This window comes from Streptomyces sp. NPDC044984 (assembly GCF_040646935.1).
GTDB lineage: Bacteria > Actinomycetota > Actinomycetes > Streptomycetales > Streptomycetaceae > Streptomyces.
In genome coordinates, this window is the sequence record NZ_JBEZBE010000044.1 from 1 (window position 1) to 18,781 (window position 18,781).

The window sequence follows — 18,781 nt, forward strand, 5'->3', positions numbered from 1 at the left end:
GGGCCAGGCGGCCGCGTAACCGATGATCCGTCCGTCCTCCTCGGCGACGCGCAGCTGATCGGCGAAGCACGGATCCGTGCGGCACCGCTCCCGTGTGTGCGGAGACCGTGTCAGCTGGGGTTCGTCTCGATGACGGCGACCCGGTCGGTCTTGCTGATCAGCGCCTGGCGGAGGGCCCCGTAGACGTCCTGGGGGGTGACCGGCGTCTTCTTGCCGTTGCCCCGGGTGATGAGGACGCCGTCGAACGCCTGGCCGTAGAGCTCCTCCAGGGCCTTCAGGTCGGGCTTGTCGACCAGCTTGCCGTTGACGGCCTGCACTCCGAGGAACTTCCACAGCGAGTTCTCGGGGCTCATCGGCACCGAGTGCGCCGCGTCGGTCTGCACGGTCACGTTGGCCGACATCGCAGGCTCGGCGAACTCCTTCATCATCCGGTCGACCTCGGCCTTGGTGACCTTCGGCTGCTGGTCGGCCGTCGGGACGTTCACCGCGGCGGACTTCCCGGTCTCGACCTGGGTGCGGTACGCCTCCGTCACCACGTCGGTCGCCTTGGCGACGTCTATGCCCTGACCGCCCTTGGGGTAGACCGGGACGGCCTTGCCGGACTTGAAGGTGATCGAGCCCTCGGTCACCGAGCCGGAGCCGCCGGCCGCGTCCTCCAGCGCGGCGTGCAGCTTCTCCTCGTCGACGGGCATGACCGGCTCGACGACGCGCTGGTTGCCGATGAGGGAGCCGATGACGTTGACCGGGTGGTAGTCGCTGCCGGTGGCCGCGTCGACGGTGGCGTCGGTGTCGAACTGCAGGCCCGCGTTGTCCGGCTCCAGCTCGACGCTCCTGCCGTCGACCGACAGCTTCAGCGGCTGGTTCAGCCGGTCGTCGAGCGCCGCGTCGAGCTTCTTGACGGCCTCGTCGCGGGTGCCGCCGCCGATGTCGACGCCGAGCACGGTGGTGCCCTTCGGGACGTCGGAGCGGTTCATCAGCAGTCCGGCGCCGTAGGCGACGCCGGCGAGGAAGACCACGCAGCCGCAGAGCAGGACGAGCTTGTTGCGCCCCTTCTTCTTCGCCGGCTTCGAGGAGCTCGCCGGGGGCGGGGAGGCCGGGTCGGGCAGCTTCGGGGGCGTGTGCGGCCGCGGGCCGTCGGCCGGGGCGCCGGGAGCGGTGAAGTCCGCGCCCGGTGGGACGACCGGGATGCCGCTGGTGACGGTGTGCCCGGAGACGTTGTCGTGGCGGGGACCGTAGCCCGGGGTGCCGGGCTGGGCGGGCCGCTGCGGGGTGAGGATCGCGGTGTCGTCGCTCAGACCGCCGCCGGGGACACCTGGAGCGCCGGGGGCGCCGGGATCGCCGCCCTGGTCGGCGAAGTCGGCGGGGGCGCCCTGGGCCGTCCGCTGGGCACCGGGGCGCGCGGGGGCGCCCTGCGCCGCCTGGGCACCGGGGCGGACCGGAAGGGCGGGGAGGCCCGGGCCACCGGGAGCACCGGGGCCCTTGCCCGCCTGGCGAGCGACCGGGCTCGAACCGGTCGCCGGTCCGGTGGTCGGGCCCGAGGGACCACGCTGCCCCTGCGGGCCACGCTGACCGGGCTGACCGGGCTGGGAAGCCCGGCCCGGCCGCCTGTCGCGGCCGCCCGGGGCCTCGTCCGTGAAGAACGGCAGGTCGTCGCGGCGCGGCTCGTCATCGTGCCCGGCGCCCGGACGCGTACCGGCACCCGCCGGCCCGGCGGCCAGCGCTTCGGTCACGTCGAAGGAGCCGGTGCCGCCACCGTGCCCGGGGGCCACGGGCCCGCCGGTCGCACCGGTGGGCCCGGAACCCTGCGCGCCACCGGGACGGGGAGCGCCCGGCGCGCCCGTGGAGCCGCCGGCGCCACCGGGACGCCCGGCGCCCGGCCGCACGCCACCGGACGCACCGGCGGGGGCGGAGGGAGCCTGCGGGGCGCCGCCCGCGGCGGGACCCGAACCGCTCGGCGCGCCCGCGCCGTTGGCGGATCCGCCACCCGGGCCGCCCTTGCCCCCGCCTGACTTGCGCGGCGCGAACCAGTCGCTGGCCGGCTTCTCCTCGGCCGTCGGCCGGTCGGGCTGGGCGGAAGGCTCGACCGCGTCGGCGGACGGGGCCGGGGCCGGCTCCGACGCCTCGGCATCGGCGGTGCCCTTGCTCTCCGCGTCCGTGACGGGCTTGCGCACGACGACCGGCGGAATGGGCCGCGATCCGGGGATGTTGATGCGGATCCGCGTCGTCAGTGTGGTCTCGGTCTTGCGTTCCTCCGGCCGCGCGGCCGAACGGCCCGCGTCCGTACCCTCGTCCGGAATCGCCGGAATCCCGTAGGGCGGCGTGCCCGACGGGTAGGCGGCTCCGCCGCGCCCGTTGGGCCCGGAGGACGGAGTGTCAGTTTCACGACTCAAGGCAGGTTCTCCCGGTTGGCTCCGCCGCCCGTCACGACCTCACGGTGGGAGTCCTCCCAGCTCGGGCGAAGCCGAGGGTTCGAGGGAGGCTCGGCGGCGCGCACCACCTTACTGGCCCTGTCCGGCCCGCATCCCAGTACCGCCGGGGAAACCCACACCGGACCCGCACGCCCATGACACGGCGAAGTGGTACGTCACTTGCCAAGTCGGACGGGAGGGCCGTCCGGTTGCCGTCCGGGAGCGAGGGTGGCACAGATCACAGCCACGGCGATGCCGCCGAGGAGGAAGAGATAGGAGCCGCCGGCGGCGGCGAACAGGAAGTCGCCCTCCGGCCGGCTGGCGGTGAGCAGGATGACGACGAGCATCCAGCCGCCGGCGGCCCAGACGCCCCCGGCCCGGCTGCGGAGCACACGGGTGGCCCCCAGGACCAGCCCGGCCTCACCGGCGAGGGCGAGCAGCAGACCGCCGGGGAACCACGCGGGCTGCACCAGCACCCCGGCCGCACCGATCACGGCGCCGAGCAGGAGCAGTCCCAGGCAGGCGGCGGCCCGTCCGGCGGAGGGCGGTCGCAGCGGCTGGGCGAGCGCGGAGGACGACCGGTCGCTCACGGCGCCTCCCCGATCCCGGCGAACAGGTCGCTCTCCCGCTGTTCCGGACGTGTGCCGCGTACCAACTCGTAGTACTCGGTGGTGAAGAGCGGCTGGGCGAGCTCGTTGGAGAGCACGAAGTACGGTTCGGCCACGGTGATCTGGGTGGCGTGCGCCCGCATCGCGGCGGCCTTGGCGGCGGCGTACGCGGTGCCGTCGATCGCGGTGGTGACCTGCTCGTCGTCGACGACGCCCGGTACGTCGCCGAGGGCGGCCGCCTTCTCGAAGGGCAGGCCGGGCAGGTCGCCGTCGAGGCGGGCGAAGGACTCCTCGGCGACGGACCGGGGCACGCGGTTCCAGTAGACCTTGGGGATGTCCCAGCCCTGCCCGGCGGCGAGTTCCACGGCGCGCATGGCGACGCGGTGGGCCTGGATGTGGTCGGGGTGGCCGTAGCCGCCGTTGTCGTCGTACGTGACGAGAACCTGCGGCCGCACCTCCAGGATCACCTCGACGAGCAGCCCGGCGGCCTGTTCGACGTCGGCCTGCCAGAAGCAGCCGGGGTCGTCGTTGTCGGGCAGTCCCGTCATCCCGGAGTCGCAGTACCGCCCGGCCCCGCCGAGCAGCCGGAAGTCCTCGACCCCGAGCGCCCGCATCGCATCCTTCAGCTCCCCGAGCCGGTGCCCGCCGAGCGCGGCCCCGCTCAGGTGGGCCAGCCCGGGCGGAATGACCTCGCCCCGCTCACCGAGCGTGCAGGTGACCAGCGTCACACGGGCGCCTTCGGCGGCGTACCGGGCCATGGTCGCGCCGTTGTTGATCGACTCGTCGTCCGGGTGTGCGTGCACCAGCAGCAGACGCCGGTCGGGCAGTTCCGTCATGGGTTCCACCCTATGAGGCCGCGTGCTCGTCCCGGTAACGCGGAAGGCCGTCCGTGGGGCGGACGTCGCTGAATGCCGAACACGGCAGCGGTGCCGAGTCCGGCACCGTCCGGAATGCCGGTGCGGCTCCCCGGCACCCGCCCCGTGACCTCACCGAGCGCGGTCGCCGGTCGGCCCGCCCTCCTCAGCCGGCTCACAGGCGGTACCGGGCAGGGTCATGGATTCCGGTGCCAGGCTGCCCTTCCGGTCGGCAACGGCGGCCCGCTCCCGGGTCCCGATGCGGACCTCACGGACCAGTCACCCACTGACGGAAGGCGCCCGATGCGCAAGCCGAAAGCCCATCAGACACCCCGTGGCCCCGCCTACCAGGGGCGCCTGCTACCGCACCCCGAGGAAGAGGTCGTCGACCAGGGACTCGGCTTCGATCTGGGCACCCTCTCCCGCAGGCGGGCCCTGTCCCTCCTCGGCGGGGTCGGCGGCATGGCGGCGCTGGCGGCGTGCGGCTCGGGCTCCGGCAGTACCGCCACGGGCAAGGCCACCGCCTCCGCGTCATCGTCGTCCGGCCTCGCCGAGATCCCCGACGAGACCAACGGCCCCTACCCCGCGGACGGCACCAACGGGATCAACGTCCTGGACAAGGACGGAATCGTCCGCCAGGACATCCGCTCGAGCTTCGGCGACTCGACGACGACCGCCCCGGGCATCCCCCCTCACCCTCGAATTCACGGTGCTGGACGTCGTCGAGGACGGCCGGCCGCTCGCCGGCGCGGCCGTCTACGCCTGGCAGTGCGACCGGGACGGCAACTACTCCCTGTACTCCAGCGGAATCGAGGACGAGAACTACCTGCGCGGCGTGCAGGTCGCCGACAGTGACGGCCGGGTCGCGTTCGTCAGCGTCTTCCCCGCCTGCTACCCGGGCCGCTGGCCGCACGTGCACTTCGAGGTCTACCCCGGCCTCGACTCGATCACCGACTACGACAGGCGCCTGTCGACGTCCCAGATGGCCTTCCCGAAGAACGTCTGCGACACCGTCTTCGCCACCGGCGGATACGAGTCCTCCGTCGAGAACCTCTCGAAGCTGACCCTCAGGACCGACAACGTCTTCGGCGACGACGGCGGGGTCCACCAGCTCGCCACCATGAGCGGATCGGTGAAGGCCGGCTACACGGCGAAGCTGACCGTTCCCATCGACACCGGCACCGAGCCCACCGGCGGCGACGCGCCCGGCGGCGGCCGGCCGCCCGGCTCCGCTCCCTCGGGCGGCCCGGAATCACCGGCGTCCGGCAGCTGACCGGGAGCGGCCGCCCGGCGCAGCACCTCCTCGTGCGGCCGGTGGGCGGCCCTCAGCTCGCCTTCGCCCCCGCCGCGCGGGCCGGCTTCCCGGCACCCCCGTCAGACGTCCCGGAGGCGCCGGAACGGCCGGTCCGCCTCCAGGGCGAACGCCAGCTCCAGCAGCGTGCGTTCCGCGCCCGGGCGGCCGGAGACCATGACGCCGATCGGGAGGCCGTCCGGCGTCGCGCTCGCGGCCGGTACGGAGATCGCCGGGGTGCCGACGACGTTGTTGACCGGGGTGAACGCCACGTAGGCGAGGAGCCGTTCGATCAGTGTGGCGTACGGGACCGTCGGGCTGAGGTGGCCGAGCGGTGGGGTGGTGTGGGCGAGGACCGGGGAGAGGATGACGTCCAGGCCCCGGAAGCCCGCCGCGTACGCCTCGCGCGTGCGCTTCAGTCTGCGCAGGACGCCGGGCGTGGTCCGCCACTTGCTCACGTACATCTCGCGCAGGCCCCGGCTCAGCCCGTCCATGCGACGGCGGTCGAAGTCCGCGCCCAACGTCCTGCCGGTGACGCCGATCAGGAACGACAGCAGGCCCCAGTAGGTGAGGAAGTCGTCCGTGAAGTGCGGGTCGATGGGCAGTTCCACCGGTTCCACGGTGTGACCGAGCCGCTCCAGGCGCCGGGCCGTCTCCGTCACCGCCGCGCGGGTGTCCGCGTCGGAGCGGACGCCGTTCGGGGAGTCCAGCAGGAGTCCGACGCGCAGGCGTCGGTCCGAGGGGCCCTCGACGAGGCCGACGGGCGGGAGCTTCGGGTTCCGCCAGTGCCGTTCCGCTGCCGCGAGGAACGCCGCGCTGTCGCGCACCGAGCGGCTGACCACGCCGTCGGTGACGAGGTCGATGGGGAGTTGGCGGCCCTGCGCGTTCGCCACCATCCGGCCGCGGGTGGGCTTCAGGCCGACGAGGCCGCAGCAGGCGGCGGGGATGCGGATCGAGCCGCCGCCGTCGTTGGCGTGCGCGATCGGCACCGCTCCGGCGGCGACGAGCGCCGCGCTGCCGCCGGACGAGCCGCCCGCCGAGTGGTCCGTGTGCCACGGGTTGCGGACGGGTTCGGCGTCCTCGTACTCCGTGGTGGGGCTGAACCCGAACTCGGGCAGCCGGGTCTTGCCGAGCACCGTGACGCCGGTGCTCAGGAACTGGCGGGTGAACGGGGCGTGCCGCCGGGCGGCGCGGGGCGCGAACGCGACGCTGCCGTGGCCCGTCGGCAGCCCCTGGTAGTCGGTGTTGTCCTTGACGAAGGTCGGCACCCCGGCCAGGAGGCCACCGGGCCCGGAGCCGTGCGCCGGGACGTCGAGGTGCACCTGGACCGCGTTGAGCCGGGACTCGACGGCCCTGACCCGGGCCGCCGCGTCGCGGGCGGCCTCGGCGGCACCCACCTCGCCCCGGCGGATCGCCCGGGCGAGGCCCACGGCGTCGTGGTCGCCGAGGGCGTCGTCCCGGAAGGCGTGGACCCTGGTCCGTTCCTCGAAAGTCGTCACCGGCGGCTCCGCCCCTGAACTCGTGGATGGTTGCCCGCCATCATTCCTTACCGACGAGTAACACGCGAGGGGTCGGCAGCCAGTTCCCAGTCGATCTCCCACACCCGCACGGTCCCGGCCGAGTCGCCGCAGACGACGTGGCGGCCGTCGGGGGTCGGTACGGCCACCAGCGGGCCGTCCCCCTTCGCGCCGGGCAGGGGGGAGCACCGGCCCGTGCGGACGTCCCACACCTCGATCCCTCCCCGGCTGTCGCACACCGCGAAGCGGCCGTCCGCCGTGAGGCGGGCGCCGGAGGAGGAGTAGCCGTCGAAGGTCCTCAGGCACTCTCCGGTCCTCGTGTCCCAGAGGCGCCGGGTGCGTTCCCGGTGGTCGCCGCCCGAGAGGGCGTGGCGGCCGTCCGGGCTGAGCCACACCGACGTCACGGCGCGGGTGTGGCCCGTCATGACGCGCAGGCACCGGCCGCTGTCGAGGTCCCACAGGCGGACGGCCCTGTCGTCGCCCCCGGTGACGGCGAGCCGGCCGTCCCCGGCGGTCCACACCGCGTTGACGGAGAGTTCCAGGCCGTCGAACGCGCGCAGCGGCCGGTCGTCCTCGACATCCCACAGCCGCAGCCTCCGGCCCGTACCGCCGATGAGCGCGCGGCGGCCGTCGGGGAGCAGCCGGGCCGACGAGCCGTAGGCCTCCTGGTCCAGCACCCGCAGGCACGTCCCGGAGGCCACGTCCCACAGGCGGGCGGTCCGGTCCCGGCCGAGCGACAGCAGGCGGCTCCCGTCGGGGCTGAGGCTGACCTCCTCCACCAGGTGCGCATGGCCCGCCAGCACGCCGACGCACCGCGCGCCCGCGAGGTCCCACAGCCTGACGGTGCGGTCGCCGCTCGCGGACGCGGCGAGCCGGCCGTCCGCGGAGAGGTCGATCCGGGTGATGTACCCGGTGTGGCCGGTGAGTTCGTGGGCCGGCCAGCCCGTGCGCAGGCCCACGCGCGTGGTGCGGTCCGCCAGCCGCCGCCAGTGGGCGAGGAGCCGCGGGGCGCGTTCGTGGCCGGGGACGGAACGGGCGAGGGCGAGCCGGTCGAGTGCGCGTGCCGTGTCACCGTCGGCCAGAGCCCGTTCCGCCTCGGCGACGAGGGCGTCGACCCGCTCGCCGAGGCCGGACAGTTCGACCGGGGGACGGGGACGGCTGAGGTGCGGAGGCGCCGTGTACCCGCCGGGCAGCGCCCACCGCCGCAGCGTGTTGTCCTGCGCGGCGGACAGACCGTGCCGGGCGTCGGGGGAGAACCGCACGGCGGTCACCGGACCGCCGTGCCCCTTGAACGTGCGCAGGCACCGGCCCGTGTCCAGGTCCCAGTAACGCACCGCGTGGTCGTCCCAGCCGGACAGCGCGAAGCGGCCGTCCGCGCTCATCGCCAGCGACCGGACGGAGCGCCGGGGCCCGTGGAGCGTGCGCAGCAGTCGGCCCGAGTCCACGTCCCACAGGTGGATCGTGCCGGTGCCGTGCCCGCTCAGCGCGCGGCGGCCGTCCGCGGCGAAGCAGACCGCCCACACGAACGAGGAGTCGCCGCCGTGCAGGAGGCGTACGGAGGCGTCGGTCAGGGAGACGAGCTGGAGTGTGCCGCCGGTGCCGCCGGCCAGCGCCCAGCGGCCGTCCGGGGCGGCCTCGAGCGCGTGCACCGGCTCGTCGGCCCGGCCCGACCGGTTGACGGACCGCAGCGTGCCGCCGCCGAGGGTGACCCCGACGACCGTCCCCTGGTTCGTCCCGAACAGGACCGCCCGTCCGGCCGGGGTCAGCCGCACCGGCGCCACCGTGAATCCGCCCTCCGCGGGCGGGGGGAAGTCGGCCGCGTACAGGCACCGTCCGTCGGTCAGGTCCCAGAACCGGACGTCGCGGTCCGCGCCGACGGACACGGCGACCCGCCCGTCGCGGCTCACGTCCACCGCCCGCACCGGCTTCCCGTGGGCCCGGACGACGCGCAGGCACGCGCCGTCGGAGGCGGACCACAGCCGCACGGTGCCGTCCCAGCTCCCGGTCAGCACGGTCGCCGCCCGTGGACCGAACCGGATCCGGATCTCCTTCGCGACGCGGTCCCGGTCGGTCATCCGCTCGCGCGGGTACGACTGCCAGGGCACCGGCGTCACCTCGACGCAGCGCGCGTCCACCACGCGTCCCGACCCGATCGCCCGGAGCGCGTCGGCCGCGTCCGGGTCGCCGGGCCGCTGCTCCAGCAGCGCGCGGGCGGCCGGCATGTCACCGCGTTCCAGGTGGACCTGGGTCAGCAGGCGGCCGGCGACGACGGCGGCGGGCACGGCGTTCGCGGCGTTCGCGGCGACGGCGGCAGCGGCAGCGGTGGTCCGGGCGGCCTCCAGGGTGGCGACCAGGTGCTCGTCGGTGATCTCGCCCCGTCGCCAGCGCAGCAGACCGGCGTTGTAGTGGGCGGCCGGATGGTGCGGGTCGGCGGCCGTCGCCCGCCCGAACGCCTCCTCCGCCTCGGCCGGGCGTCCGAGGTCGAGCAGCGACAGGGCACGGTTGTTCAGTTCGTCGGCGCGCAGCTCGGCCGGGACCGGCACGGGGCGGGGGTAGGGACGGCCGGTCAGCCGCTCGTACGACGCCACCAGCCCGGCGGCGACCTCGGCCGCCGAACCGGGCCGGTCGGCCGGGTCCGCCGCCAGGCACCGGGCGAGCAACGCCGCGACGTCCTCCGGTGGCCGGAGTACGCATCCGCCCGACACCCGCAGGCCGGCCAGGGTCTCCCCGGCGACCGGGCCCGCGAACCACGTGACGTCGCCGACGAACATCTCCAGGACGGACACGGCGAAGCTGTAGAGGTCGCTGCCCGGCCCGACCCGATGCCCCAGGAACTGCTCGGGGGACGCGTAGGCCGGTGTCATACCGAGACGGGTGACCAGCGTGCTCGCGGGGGGCACCCCGCCGGTCCCGGCCTCCTCCGTCGGCCGTTCCCCCTCGCTCTCCCCCGCCGCCCGCGCCGCGGGCACGCCCCGGCCGGCGCCCTGACCTGTGGTGCGCCGCCCGCCGCGCCACGACCGCGCCAGCCCGAAGTCCGTCACCTTCGCGACACCGTCCCCGACGAGGATGTTCGCCGGTTTGACGTCCTGGTGCACCAGGCCCCTGCGGTGCGCGTGCTCCAGGCCCCGCGCGCACTGCACGGCCAGGTCGAGGACCCGGGCCAGCGCCTCGCGCGGCGCCCCCTCGTACAGGCTCCGGTCGGCGATCCGGTCCCGCAGGCTGCCGCCGGACACGTACTCGGCGAACACCCTCGGCACCCCGTCCAGCGTGCGGACGTAGTGGCAGGCGCAGACGTTCGGATGCAGGCCCAGCGAGACCCACTCCTCGGCCTCGGCGACGAACCGCGCCCGCTTGTCCGCGTCCCGGTACACGTCGGGCCGCGGGCTCTTCACGGCGAGGTCGATGTCCCACTCCAGGTGGCGCACCCGGTGGACGAGCCCCATGGCCCCCTGCCCGTGCACCCAGGTGACCTGGTACCGCCCGTCCACGACGTCCCCGACGCGCCACTCCCCCACTGCCTCCCCCTTCCCGCGGCCCGCCCCTCCGGGCCGGCGGTGTCACGGCGTCCGGCCGCGACGGAGGGCAGGACGGAGCGGACACGCGCCCCCTCGGGCGGCGCCGGTCCGAAGCTTACGGAGCCCGATGCGGGGAAGCCGGAGGGGAGGACGGACGGGACGTGGACTCCGGCTGGGTCCCGGGACGTGCCTCGGGACCCGGCCGGAAGACGGGGCAGCCGCTCAGAAGTTGATGCTGCCGATCATCCCCGCGATGTTCGTCGTCAGCTCGCTGATGGTCGGGGCGATCGTCGACGAGGCGAGGTAGAAGCCGAGCAGCATGCACACCACGGCGTGCCCTGCCTTCAGGCCCGATTTCTTGATCAGCAGGAAGACGATGATCGCCAGCAGCACCACCGCCGAAATCGAGAGTGCCACGGCGGTTCACCTCCAAAGGTCCCAGGGCGCGGGGTAGGGGGACGTAGGAACATGGGGGCAGGTAAAGCGACACAGCAGCCAGCAGGTTCATACCCACTATGCGCTAACGATCATAACTATCCGTACGTGCGCATCGGTCGGCGCACGGCCGCACAAGGGGGCGCATGGCCAATATGGTCATGGCATGACGACCGAGGCTGACTCCTTCCCCCGACGGCACGCCCGTACCCTGCGCTTCACGCTCGGCGCGCCGCGTTCGTTCAGCGTGGCTCCCGACGGCTCGCGCGTCGTGTTCCTGCGCTCCGGTTCCGGTACGGACCGGGCCAATTCGCTGTGGGTCCTCGACACGGAAGGGGGCGGGGAGCGCGTGGCGGCCGACCCGCGCGCCCTCCTGGGCGGGGCCTCGGAGAACCTCTCCGCCGAGGAGCGCGCGCGGCGCGAGCGGAGCCGCGAAGGCGGCGCCGGCATCGTCGGCTACGCCACCGACGCAGCCGTCGAGTTGGCGTCTTTCGCCTTGTCAGGGCGGCTTTTCACAGCCGACCTGCGGGCCGGGACGGCACGTGAACTGCCCGTGCCGGGGCCGGTGATCGACCCGCGCCCGTCGCCGGACGGACGGTACGTCGCCTACGTCTCCCGGGGCGCGCTGCGCGTCGTGGGGGCCGAGGGGGCGGACGAACGGGCGCTGGTGACCCCGGAGTCGGAGGGCGTCACCTACGGCCTGGCCGAGTTCGTCGCGGCCGAGGAGATGGGCCGCTCGCGGGGCTTCTGGTGGGCTCCGGAGTCGGACCGGCTGCTGGTGGCGCGCGCGGACGACACGCCGGTACGGCGCTGGTGGATCTCCGACCCGGCGCATCCGGAGCGGGAGCCGCAGCGGGTGGCGTACCCGGCGGCGGGCACCCCGAACGCGGACGTCCGGCTGTTCGTGATCGGCCTCGACGGAGCCCGCACCGAGGTCTCCTGGGACCGTGCGCGCTACCCGTACCTGGCACATGTGCACTGGTCAGCGGCGGGTGCCCCGCTGCTGCTCGTCCAGGCGCGCGACCAGCGCGCCGCGCTGATCCTGGCCGTGGACCCGGCCTCCGGGGCGACCCGGATGGTGCACGCCGACGAAGATCCGATTTGGCTGGAACTTTTCCCCGGGGTGCCGTGCTGGAGCCCTTCCGGGCAGCTGGTGCGGATCGCGGACGAGGGGGGCGCGCGACGACTCGCCGTCGGTGAACGACCGCTCACCGGAGCTCAGTTGCACATCCGCGCCGTACTGGACGTCTCCGACGACGACGTGCTGGTCTCGGCCTCGGCCGGCGAGGAGGCGGCCGACCCCGAGATCGGCGAGGTGCACGTCTACCGGGTGAACGAACTCGGCGTGGAGCGCCTCTCGCGGGAGCCCGGTGTGCACTCGGCGGTGCGCGCCGGGGGCGTGACCGTACTCGTCTCCGCGACCCCGGACCGGCCAGGTTCGCGGGTCCAGGTGCTGCGTGACGGGAAACCGACGGCGACTGTCCCCTCGTACGCCGAAGACCCCGGTATGTCCCCCCGCGTGACGCTGACACAGGGGGGCGCACGCCGAATTCCGTGCGCCGTGCTTATGCCCCGGGACTACGCCGGTGACACCCCCCTGCCGGTGCTCATGGACCCCTATGGCGGCCCGCACGGACAGCGGGTGCTCGCCGCCCACAACCCGCATCTGACCTCGCAGTGGTTCGCCGACCAGGGGTTCGCCGTGATCGTCGCGGACGGACGCGGGACGCCGGGCCGCTCGCCGGCCTGGGAGAAGTCCGTCCGGGACGACATCGCCGCCGTCGTCGTCCAGGACCAGGTCGACGCCCTCCAGGCGCTCGCCGCCGACTTCCCGCTCGACCTGGACCGGGTCGCCGTCCGGGGCTGGTCCTTCGGCGGTTACCTGGCGGCCCTCGCGGTGCTGCGCCGCCCCGACGTCTTCCACGCGGCCGTGGTGGGCGCCCCGGTCACCGACCTGCGCCTGTACGACACCCACTACCAGGAGCGCTACACCGGCCACCCGGACGAGCAGCCGGAGGTCTACCGCCGCAACTCGGTGATCGACGACGCGGGCCTGGTCGACGCCGCCGGACCGCACCGCCCGATGATGATCATCCACGGCCTCGCGGACGACAACGTGGTGGTCGCCCACTCGCTGCGCCTCTCCTCCGCACTGCTGGCGGCCGGCCGCCCGCACGAGGTGCTGCCCCTGTCCGGCGTCACCCACATGACCCCGCAGGAGGAGGTCGCCGAGAACCTGCTCCGGCTCCAGCTCGGCTTCCTCAAGCGCTCCCTGGGGCTCACGAACGGGGACGAACGGCGTTAACACACAGGCAACTCCACGGAAGCGGTTCCGATATACGGACACGGCACGCTGATCAGCGTACGGCCGTGCGGGTGCCGTAAGCGGGCCGGGATGCGCCATGTCATCCCGGCCCGCCGCCGTGCCCCTCCACGGGGACCGGCACCACGGCCTTCTCCGCCGCGAAGTGACAGGCCGAGTCGTGCGCCGCCGGACCTCCCGCCGCGCCGAACCCGGCCGGCACCGCGAGCGCCGGCACCTCCCGCGCGCAGCGCTCCCGCGCCTTCCAGCAGCGGGTGCGGAAGCGGCAGCCGGAGGGGACGTCAGCCGGGGACGGGACGTCACCGCTGAGGACGATCCGCTCGCGGTGCTCGCGGGCCGCCGGGTCCGGTACGGGCACGGCGGAGAGCAGGGCCTGGGTGTACGGGTGCGTGGGGTGCTCGTAGATCTCGGTGTCCGTGCCGGTCTCCACGATCCGCCCCAGGTACATCACCCCGACCCGGTCGGAGAGGTGCCGGACGATTGACAGGTCGTGCGCGATGAACACGTACGCCAGGCCGAACTCGGACTGCAGCCGGTCCATCAGGTTGACGACCTGGGCCCGCACCGACACGTCCAGCGCGGAGACCGGTTCGTCGGCGACGATCACCTCGGGGCGCAGCGCCAGGCCCCGTGCGATGCCGATGCGCTGGCGCTGGCCGCCGGAGAACTGGTGCGGATAGCGGTTGATGTGTTCGGGGTTGAGACCGACCACGTCCAGCAGTTCCCGCACCCTCCGGCGCCGGTCGCCCTTGGGGGCCGCCTCGGGGTGGATGTCGTACGGCTCCCCGATGATGTCCCCCACCGTCATGCGGGGGTTGAGGGAGGTGTACGGGTCCTGGAACACCATCTGGATGTTGCGGCGCACGGCCTTGAGCGCACGGCCCGACAGGCGGGTGATGTCCTCGCCCCGGTAGCGGATCGAACCGGCCGTCGGGCGTTCGAGGTTGACCAGCATCCTCGCGACCGTGGACTTGCCGCAGCCGGACTCCCCGACGATGCCCAGCGTCTCGCCCCGGCCGAGGCGGAAGTCCACGCCGTCGACCGCGCGCACGGCGCCGACCTGCTTGCGGAACACGACGCCCCGCGTCAGCGGGTAGTGCTTGACCAGGCCGCTGACCTCCAGGACGCTCTCAGCCATCCAGGCACTCCCTCCAGAAGTGGCAGGCGCTCCCCCGCGTCGCCGAGACCTCGTACGGCGGTGGCTCGTCGGTGCGGCAGACGTCGCGGGCCAGCGGGCAGCGGGGGTGGAAGGCGCAGCCCGGCGGGAGGTGCGTGAGGCTGGGCGGCAAGCCCTCGATGGCGTGGAGCGCCCGGCCCTTGAGGTCCAGGCGCGGGACGGAGTCCAGCAGACCGCGCGTGTAAGGGTGCGCCGGGGCCTTGTAGAGGTCGTGCACCGGCGCCGACTCGACGATCCGGCCCGCGTACATCACGGCGATGCGGTCGGCGACGTCGGCGACCACGCCCAGGTCGTGGGTGATGAGGATCAGGCCCGTGCGCAGCTCGCGCCGGAGCTCCGCGAGCAGCTCCATGATCTGGGCCTGGACGGTGACGTCGAGGGCGGTGGTCGGTTCGTCGGCGATGATCAGGGCGGGTTCCAGGGCCAGCGCCATCGCGATCATGATGCGCTGGCGCATGCCGCCGGAGAACTGGTGCGGGTACTGCCCGGCCCGCTCCCGGGCGGCGGGGATGCGCACCCGGTCCATCAGCTCGACGGCCCTGGCCCGCGCGTCCCTGCGCGACATGCCCCGGTGCACGGTGAACATCTCGGCGAGCTGGTCGCCGACGGAGAGCACGGGGTTCAGGGAGGACAGCGCGTCCTGGAAGACCATCGCCATCTCGGCGCCCCGGACCCTGCGCCGCTCCTCCTCCTTCAGCTTCAGCAGGTCCCGCCCCCGGAACACGACCTCGCCGCCGGTGATCCGGCCGGGCGGGGTGTCGAGGATGCCCATGACCGCCTGCGCGGTCACCGACTTCCCGGAGCCGGACTCGCCGAGCACGGCCAGCGTCTCGCCCGCGTCCACGCCGTAGCTGACGCCGTTGACGGCCTTCGCGACCCCGTCCCGGGTGTGGAACTCCACGCGCAGGTCCCGCACTTCGAGCAGCACGGCGGCTCACCTCAGCTTCGGGTCGAGGGCGTCGCGCACCGCGTCGCCGAGCATGATGAACGCCAGGACGGTGACCGCGAGGGCCCCGGAGGGCCACAGCAGCGCGTGCGGGGCGTTGCGGACGTACGGGGAGGCGGCGGAGATGTCGATGCCCCAGGAGACGCTGGGCGGCTTCAGGCCGACGCCGAGGTAGGACAGGGTGGCCTCCAGCGCGATGTACGTGCCGAGCGCGATGGTCGCGACGACGATGACGGGCGCGACGGCGTTGGGCGCGATGTGCCGGAGCATCAGCCGCGCGGGGGAGGCGCCGAGCGCCCGCGCTGCCTGGACGTAGTCGTTCTGCTTGGCGGTGATGACGGAGCCGCGGGCGATGCGGGAGATCTGCGGCCAGCCGAGCAGCACGATGAAGCCGATGACCGGCCAGACGGTGTCGCTGGTGATGACGGAGAGCAGCACCAGTCCGCCGAGGACGACCGGGATGGCGAAGAAGACGTCGGTGATCCGGGACAGGACCGCGTCCCAGACGCCGCCGAAGAAGCCGGCCAGGGCGCCGAGCAGGCCGCCGAGGACGGTGACGCCCAGGGTGGCGAGGACGCCGACGGCGACGGACGTACGGGCGCCGTAGACGGTGCGGGTGTAGACGTCGCAGCCCTGGCCGTCGAAGCCGAAGGGATGGCCGGCCCGGGAGCCCTCCTGGGCCCTGGACAGGTCGCACGCGAGGGGGCTGCCGGAGGTGATCGCCGACGGCCACAGGGAGATGAGGACCAGGAAGAGGACGACCAGGGCGGAGACGAGGAAGACGGGGTCGCGGCGCAGGTCGCGCCAGGCGTCGGACCACAGGGAGCGGGGCCGGTCCGGCGGCCGGGGGCCGTCCGGGCCCGCCGGCCGCTTCCCCGGGAGCCCGGCCTCCTCGACGCCCAGGCCGATGGTGCCGCCGCCCGCGCCGGCTCCCGCGACGGCGGGCTCGGGTTCGTAGTGCTGCTCAGGCATAGCGGATCCTCGGGTCGAGGACGGCGTAGAGGAGGTCGACGACGAGGTTGGCGACCAGGAACACCAGCACGAGCACGGTGACGAAGCCGACGACGGTCTGGGTGTTCTGCCGCAGGACGCCCTGGTAGAGCTGGTAGCCGACGCCGTGGATGTTGAAGATCCGCTCGGTGACGATCGCACCGCCCATGAGGAAGCCGACGTCGGCGCCGATGAAGGTGACCACGGGGATGAGGGAGTTGCGCAGCAGGTGCCGCACGACCACCCGGCGGTGGGGCAGGCCCTTGGCGACGGCGGTGCGGACGTAGTCGGAGCGCCGGTTCTCGGCGATGGAGGTGCGGGTCAGCCGGGTGACGTACGCCAGCGAGACCGAGGCCAGCACCAGGCCGGGCAGGAGCAGCTCACCGAAGGGCGCCTCGGAGGAGACCGAGGGCCGGATCCAGCCCCACTCCACGCCGAGCAGCAGCTGGAGCAGCAGACCGGTGACGAAGGTGGGCACGGAGACGACGACGAGGGTGAGCAGCAGGACGCCGGTGTCGACGGGACGGCCCCGGCGCAGCCCGGTGACCACGCCGAGGGTGATGCCGACGGCGATCTCGAAGAGGACCGCGATCAGGGTGAGGCGGATGGTGACGGGGAACGCCGTCGACATCAGCTCGGTGACCTGCTGGCCGTTGAAGGCCGTGCCGAAGTCGCCGGTGAGGACGTTCCCCATGTACGTCAGGTACTGCCGCCAGACCGGCTCGTCCAGGCCGAACTCCCGCCTCAGCCGGGCGGCGGTCGCCGGTTCGCACTGGCGTTCGCCGCACAGGCCCGCGACGGGGTCGCCCATCACGTGGACCATGAGGAAGATCAGCAGCGTGGCCCCGGTGAACACCGGGACCATCTGGAGCAGCCGCCGGACGGCATAGCGCCCCATGGCCGGTCAGCCCACCTTGATCTGGTCGTACACGGGGACGCTGAAGGGGTTGAGCCTGACGCCGGACAGCCGTTCGGACCAGCCGGCGCTGCCGTTCTGGTACCAGAGCGGGATGGCCGCCATGTGGTCGCGGACGACCTCCTCGGCCTGCTGGAACAGGCCGACGGCCGTGGCGTCGTCGGTCTCCCGGTTGGCGCGGTCGACGAGGTCGTCGAACGCCTCGTTGGACCACTTGCCGTCGTTGGAGGAGGCGCCCGTGTAGTAGAGCGGCTGGAGGAAGTTCTGGATGAGCGGATAGTCCATCTGCCAGCCGGCGCGGAACGGGCCGCTCATCTCGCGGTCGGTGATCCGGCCGCGGAAGTCCGCGAAGGTGCCGACGGGTCCGGCGGTGCAGGCGCGCTCGTCGTCCAGCGCGTTGTTGATGGAGTTGCAGACGGCGTTGACCCATTCGCGGTGGGATCCGGTGTCCGCGTTGAAGGTGATCGTCACCTTGCCGCCGGGCAGTCCGCCGCCCTCCTCGATGAGCTTCCTGGCCTCGGCGGGCCGGTACTCGCAGGCCTTCCCGCACAGGCCCTTCCGGAAGCCGCCGTCCTCGCCGAGGACCGGGGAGGTCCAGTCGGTGGCGGGGGTGCGGGTCCCCCGGAAGATCGTGTCGGTGATCTGCTCGCGGTCGATCGCCATGGACAGGCCCGTGCGGACCTTCGCCGAGCCGGGCTTGTTCCAGGCGTCGTCGTAGTGGGGGAAGGCGAGGGTCTGGATGATGCCGGCGGGGGTGTTGAGGTAGCGGTCGCCGAGGTCGTTCCCGACGTTCTTCAGCTGGGCGGCGGGGACGTCGTCGACGAGGTCGAGGTTGCCCGCCATCAGGTCGGTGTAGGCGGTGTTGCTGTCGGTGTAGACCTTGAGGTCGACGCCGCCGTTGCGGGCCTTGTCGGGGCCGGGGTACTCGGCCCACCTGCGCAGGGCCATCCGTGAGCCGCGGGTGTACGAGTCGACCAGGTACGGGCCGTTGCCGACGGGCTTCCTCACCCAGGCGTCGTGGTCGTCGAAGAAGGCGCGGGGCAGCGGGGCGAAGGCGTTGTAGCCGAGGGTGTCGGGGAAGGTGGAGAACTTCTGGGTGAGCGCGACGGTGAAGGTGCGGTCGTCGACGACCTTCAGGCCGGACAGGGTGTCGGCGCGCTGCTTGCCGCCGTCCTCGGGGTGGACCTCGTCGTAGCCCTCGATGTAGCCGAAGAAGTACGCGTTGCGCTGGTTGTTCCTCAGACTCGCGCCGTAGTTCCAGGCGTCGACGAAGGACCGGGCGGTGACCTTCTCGCCGTTGCTGAAGGTCCAGCCGTCCTTGACGGTGATGCGGAAGTTCCGCGAGTCGGAGGTCTCGATCCGCTCGGCGAGCATGTCCTTCGCCTCGCCGGTGACCGGGTCGTAGCGCTTCAGCCCCCGGAAGATCATGTCGAGGACCTTGCCGCCCTGGACCTCGTTGGTGTTGGCCGGCTCCAGCGGGTTCTGCGGGTCGCCCCAGGAGGCGCTCAGGACGGCACCGGCGTCGCCGCTGCCGCCGCCCTCGCTCCCGCAGGCGGTGGCGGCGAGGGCGACCGCCACCGCGCAGACGGCCCATCGGGCGTGCGTGGCTCCGCGCATGGCTGCCTCCTCGTACATGGGCCGGGTACGTGCGCCGATCCTTCACGCCAATATCGAGGCAAAGGGTGCGTCGCGCACATGTACGGCACCTGTACGAGGGCGACTCCAGCCGTATGTACGTATGGGACGCCCGAACGGGCAACGGCTGCCGTCCTCGTCCGCGTCACGAGACGGGCAGCCGAAA

At 73.4% G+C, this 18,781-nt stretch carries 13 protein-coding genes; 2 read left to right on the forward strand and 11 right to left on the reverse strand.

Annotation, left to right across the window (positions count from 1 at the left end; translation table 11 throughout):
• Nucleotides 1-110: 110 nt before the first annotated feature.
• The 3 genes from AB0A94_RS33520 to mshB form a co-directional block, all read right to left on the reverse strand.
• Nucleotides 111-2,390, reverse strand: coding sequence for a hypothetical protein (locus AB0A94_RS33520; RefSeq protein WP_361750045.1), 2,280 nt, complete (start codon nucleotides 2,388-2,390; stop codon nucleotides 111-113).
• A gap of 194 nt (nucleotides 2,391-2,584) precedes the next feature.
• Nucleotides 2,585-2,998 carry a DUF6113 family protein gene (locus AB0A94_RS33525; protein ID WP_361750047.1) on the reverse strand — a complete coding sequence of 138 codons (414 nt, stop codon included), beginning with the start codon at nucleotides 2,996-2,998 and terminating at the stop codon, nucleotides 2,585-2,587.
• On the reverse strand, nucleotides 2,995-3,852 hold the full coding sequence (gene mshB, locus AB0A94_RS33530) for an N-acetyl-1-D-myo-inositol-2-amino-2-deoxy-alpha-D-glucopyranoside deacetylase (protein WP_361750049.1): 858 nt from the start codon (nucleotides 3,850-3,852) through the stop codon (nucleotides 2,995-2,997). Before mshB ends, AB0A94_RS33525 begins: the two co-directional genes overlap by 4 nt.
• 727 nt (nucleotides 3,853-4,579) lie before the next feature.
• On the opposite strand from mshB, the gene AB0A94_RS33535 reads away from it, so the two are divergent.
• Nucleotides 4,580-5,143 carry a hypothetical protein gene (locus tag AB0A94_RS33535; RefSeq protein WP_361750051.1) on the forward strand — a complete coding sequence of 188 codons (564 nt, stop codon included), beginning with the start codon at nucleotides 4,580-4,582 and terminating at the stop codon, nucleotides 5,141-5,143.
• Between the two features lie 101 nt (nucleotides 5,144-5,244).
• Here AB0A94_RS33535 and AB0A94_RS33540 read toward each other — a convergent pair whose 3' ends face one another.
• From AB0A94_RS33540 to AB0A94_RS33550, 3 genes are all read right to left on the reverse strand, one after another.
• Nucleotides 5,245-6,660 (reverse strand): amidase, encoded by a 1,416-nt coding sequence (locus AB0A94_RS33540; RefSeq protein WP_361750053.1) that lies wholly within the window; start codon nucleotides 6,658-6,660, stop codon nucleotides 5,245-5,247.
• Between the two features lie 47 nt (nucleotides 6,661-6,707).
• Nucleotides 6,708-10,193, reverse strand: coding sequence for a protein kinase (locus AB0A94_RS33545; protein ID WP_361750054.1), 3,486 nt, complete (start codon nucleotides 10,191-10,193; stop codon nucleotides 6,708-6,710).
• Nucleotides 10,194-10,415: 222 nt separating this feature from the next.
• A complete protein-coding gene (locus AB0A94_RS33550; RefSeq protein ID WP_030860044.1) occupies nucleotides 10,416-10,610 on the reverse strand; it encodes a hypothetical protein in 195 nt (64 codons plus the stop codon).
• A 184-nt stretch (nucleotides 10,611-10,794) separates the two neighbouring features.
• On the opposite strand from AB0A94_RS33550, the gene AB0A94_RS33555 reads away from it, so the two are divergent.
• Complete coding sequence (locus AB0A94_RS33555) at nucleotides 10,795-12,933, forward strand: prolyl oligopeptidase family serine peptidase (RefSeq protein WP_361750056.1); 2,139 nt, start codon at nucleotides 10,795-10,797, stop codon at nucleotides 12,931-12,933.
• Between the two features lie 100 nt (nucleotides 12,934-13,033).
• On the opposite strand, the gene AB0A94_RS33560 is transcribed toward AB0A94_RS33555, so the two are convergent.
• From AB0A94_RS33560 to AB0A94_RS33580, 5 genes are read right to left on the reverse strand one after another with little or no spacing between them, the layout of a single operon-like run.
• Nucleotides 13,034-14,089, reverse strand: a complete 1,056-nt coding sequence (locus tag AB0A94_RS33560; protein ID WP_361750058.1) for a dipeptide ABC transporter ATP-binding protein — start codon at nucleotides 14,087-14,089, stop codon at nucleotides 13,034-13,036.
• Complete coding sequence (locus tag AB0A94_RS33565; protein ID WP_361750060.1) at nucleotides 14,082-15,056, reverse strand: ABC transporter ATP-binding protein; 975 nt, start codon at nucleotides 15,054-15,056, stop codon at nucleotides 14,082-14,084. Before AB0A94_RS33565 ends, AB0A94_RS33560 begins: the two co-directional genes overlap by 8 nt.
• A gap of 6 nt (nucleotides 15,057-15,062) precedes the next feature.
• On the reverse strand, nucleotides 15,063-16,046 hold the full coding sequence (locus AB0A94_RS33570) for an ABC transporter permease (protein ID WP_361750062.1): 984 nt from the start codon (nucleotides 16,044-16,046) through the stop codon (nucleotides 15,063-15,065).
• Nucleotides 16,039-16,962 (reverse strand): ABC transporter permease, encoded by a 924-nt coding sequence (locus AB0A94_RS33575; protein ID WP_361750064.1) that lies wholly within the window; start codon nucleotides 16,960-16,962, stop codon nucleotides 16,039-16,041. The genes AB0A94_RS33570 and AB0A94_RS33575 overlap by 8 nt, the downstream gene beginning before the upstream one ends.
• A 6-nt stretch (nucleotides 16,963-16,968) precedes the next feature.
• Nucleotides 16,969-18,597, reverse strand: a complete 1,629-nt coding sequence (locus AB0A94_RS33580; protein ID WP_361750066.1) for an ABC transporter substrate-binding protein — start codon at nucleotides 18,595-18,597, stop codon at nucleotides 16,969-16,971.
• Nucleotides 18,598-18,781: the final 184 nt, after the last annotated feature.

Excerpts from the sequence above, each read along its gene's own strand:
- mshB (WP_361750049.1), bottom strand. The coding sequence starts at position 3,852 with ATGACGGAACTGCCCGACCGGCGTCTGCTGCTGGTGCACGCACACCCG.
- AB0A94_RS33570 (WP_361750062.1), bottom strand. The coding sequence starts at position 16,046 with ATGCCTGAGCAGCACTACGAACCCGAGCCCGCCGTCGCGGGAGCCGGC.
- AB0A94_RS33580 (WP_361750066.1), bottom strand. The coding sequence starts at position 18,597 with ATGCGCGGAGCCACGCACGCCCGATGGGCCGTCTGCGCGGTGGCGGTC.
- AB0A94_RS33560 (WP_361750058.1), bottom strand. The coding sequence starts at position 14,089 with ATGGCTGAGAGCGTCCTGGAGGTCAGCGGCCTGGTCAAGCACTACCCG.
- AB0A94_RS33555 (WP_361750056.1), top strand. The coding sequence starts at position 10,795 with ATGACGACCGAGGCTGACTCCTTCCCCCGACGGCACGCCCGTACCCTG.
- AB0A94_RS33575 (WP_361750064.1), bottom strand. The coding sequence starts at position 16,962 with ATGGGGCGCTATGCCGTCCGGCGGCTGCTCCAGATGGTCCCGGTGTTC.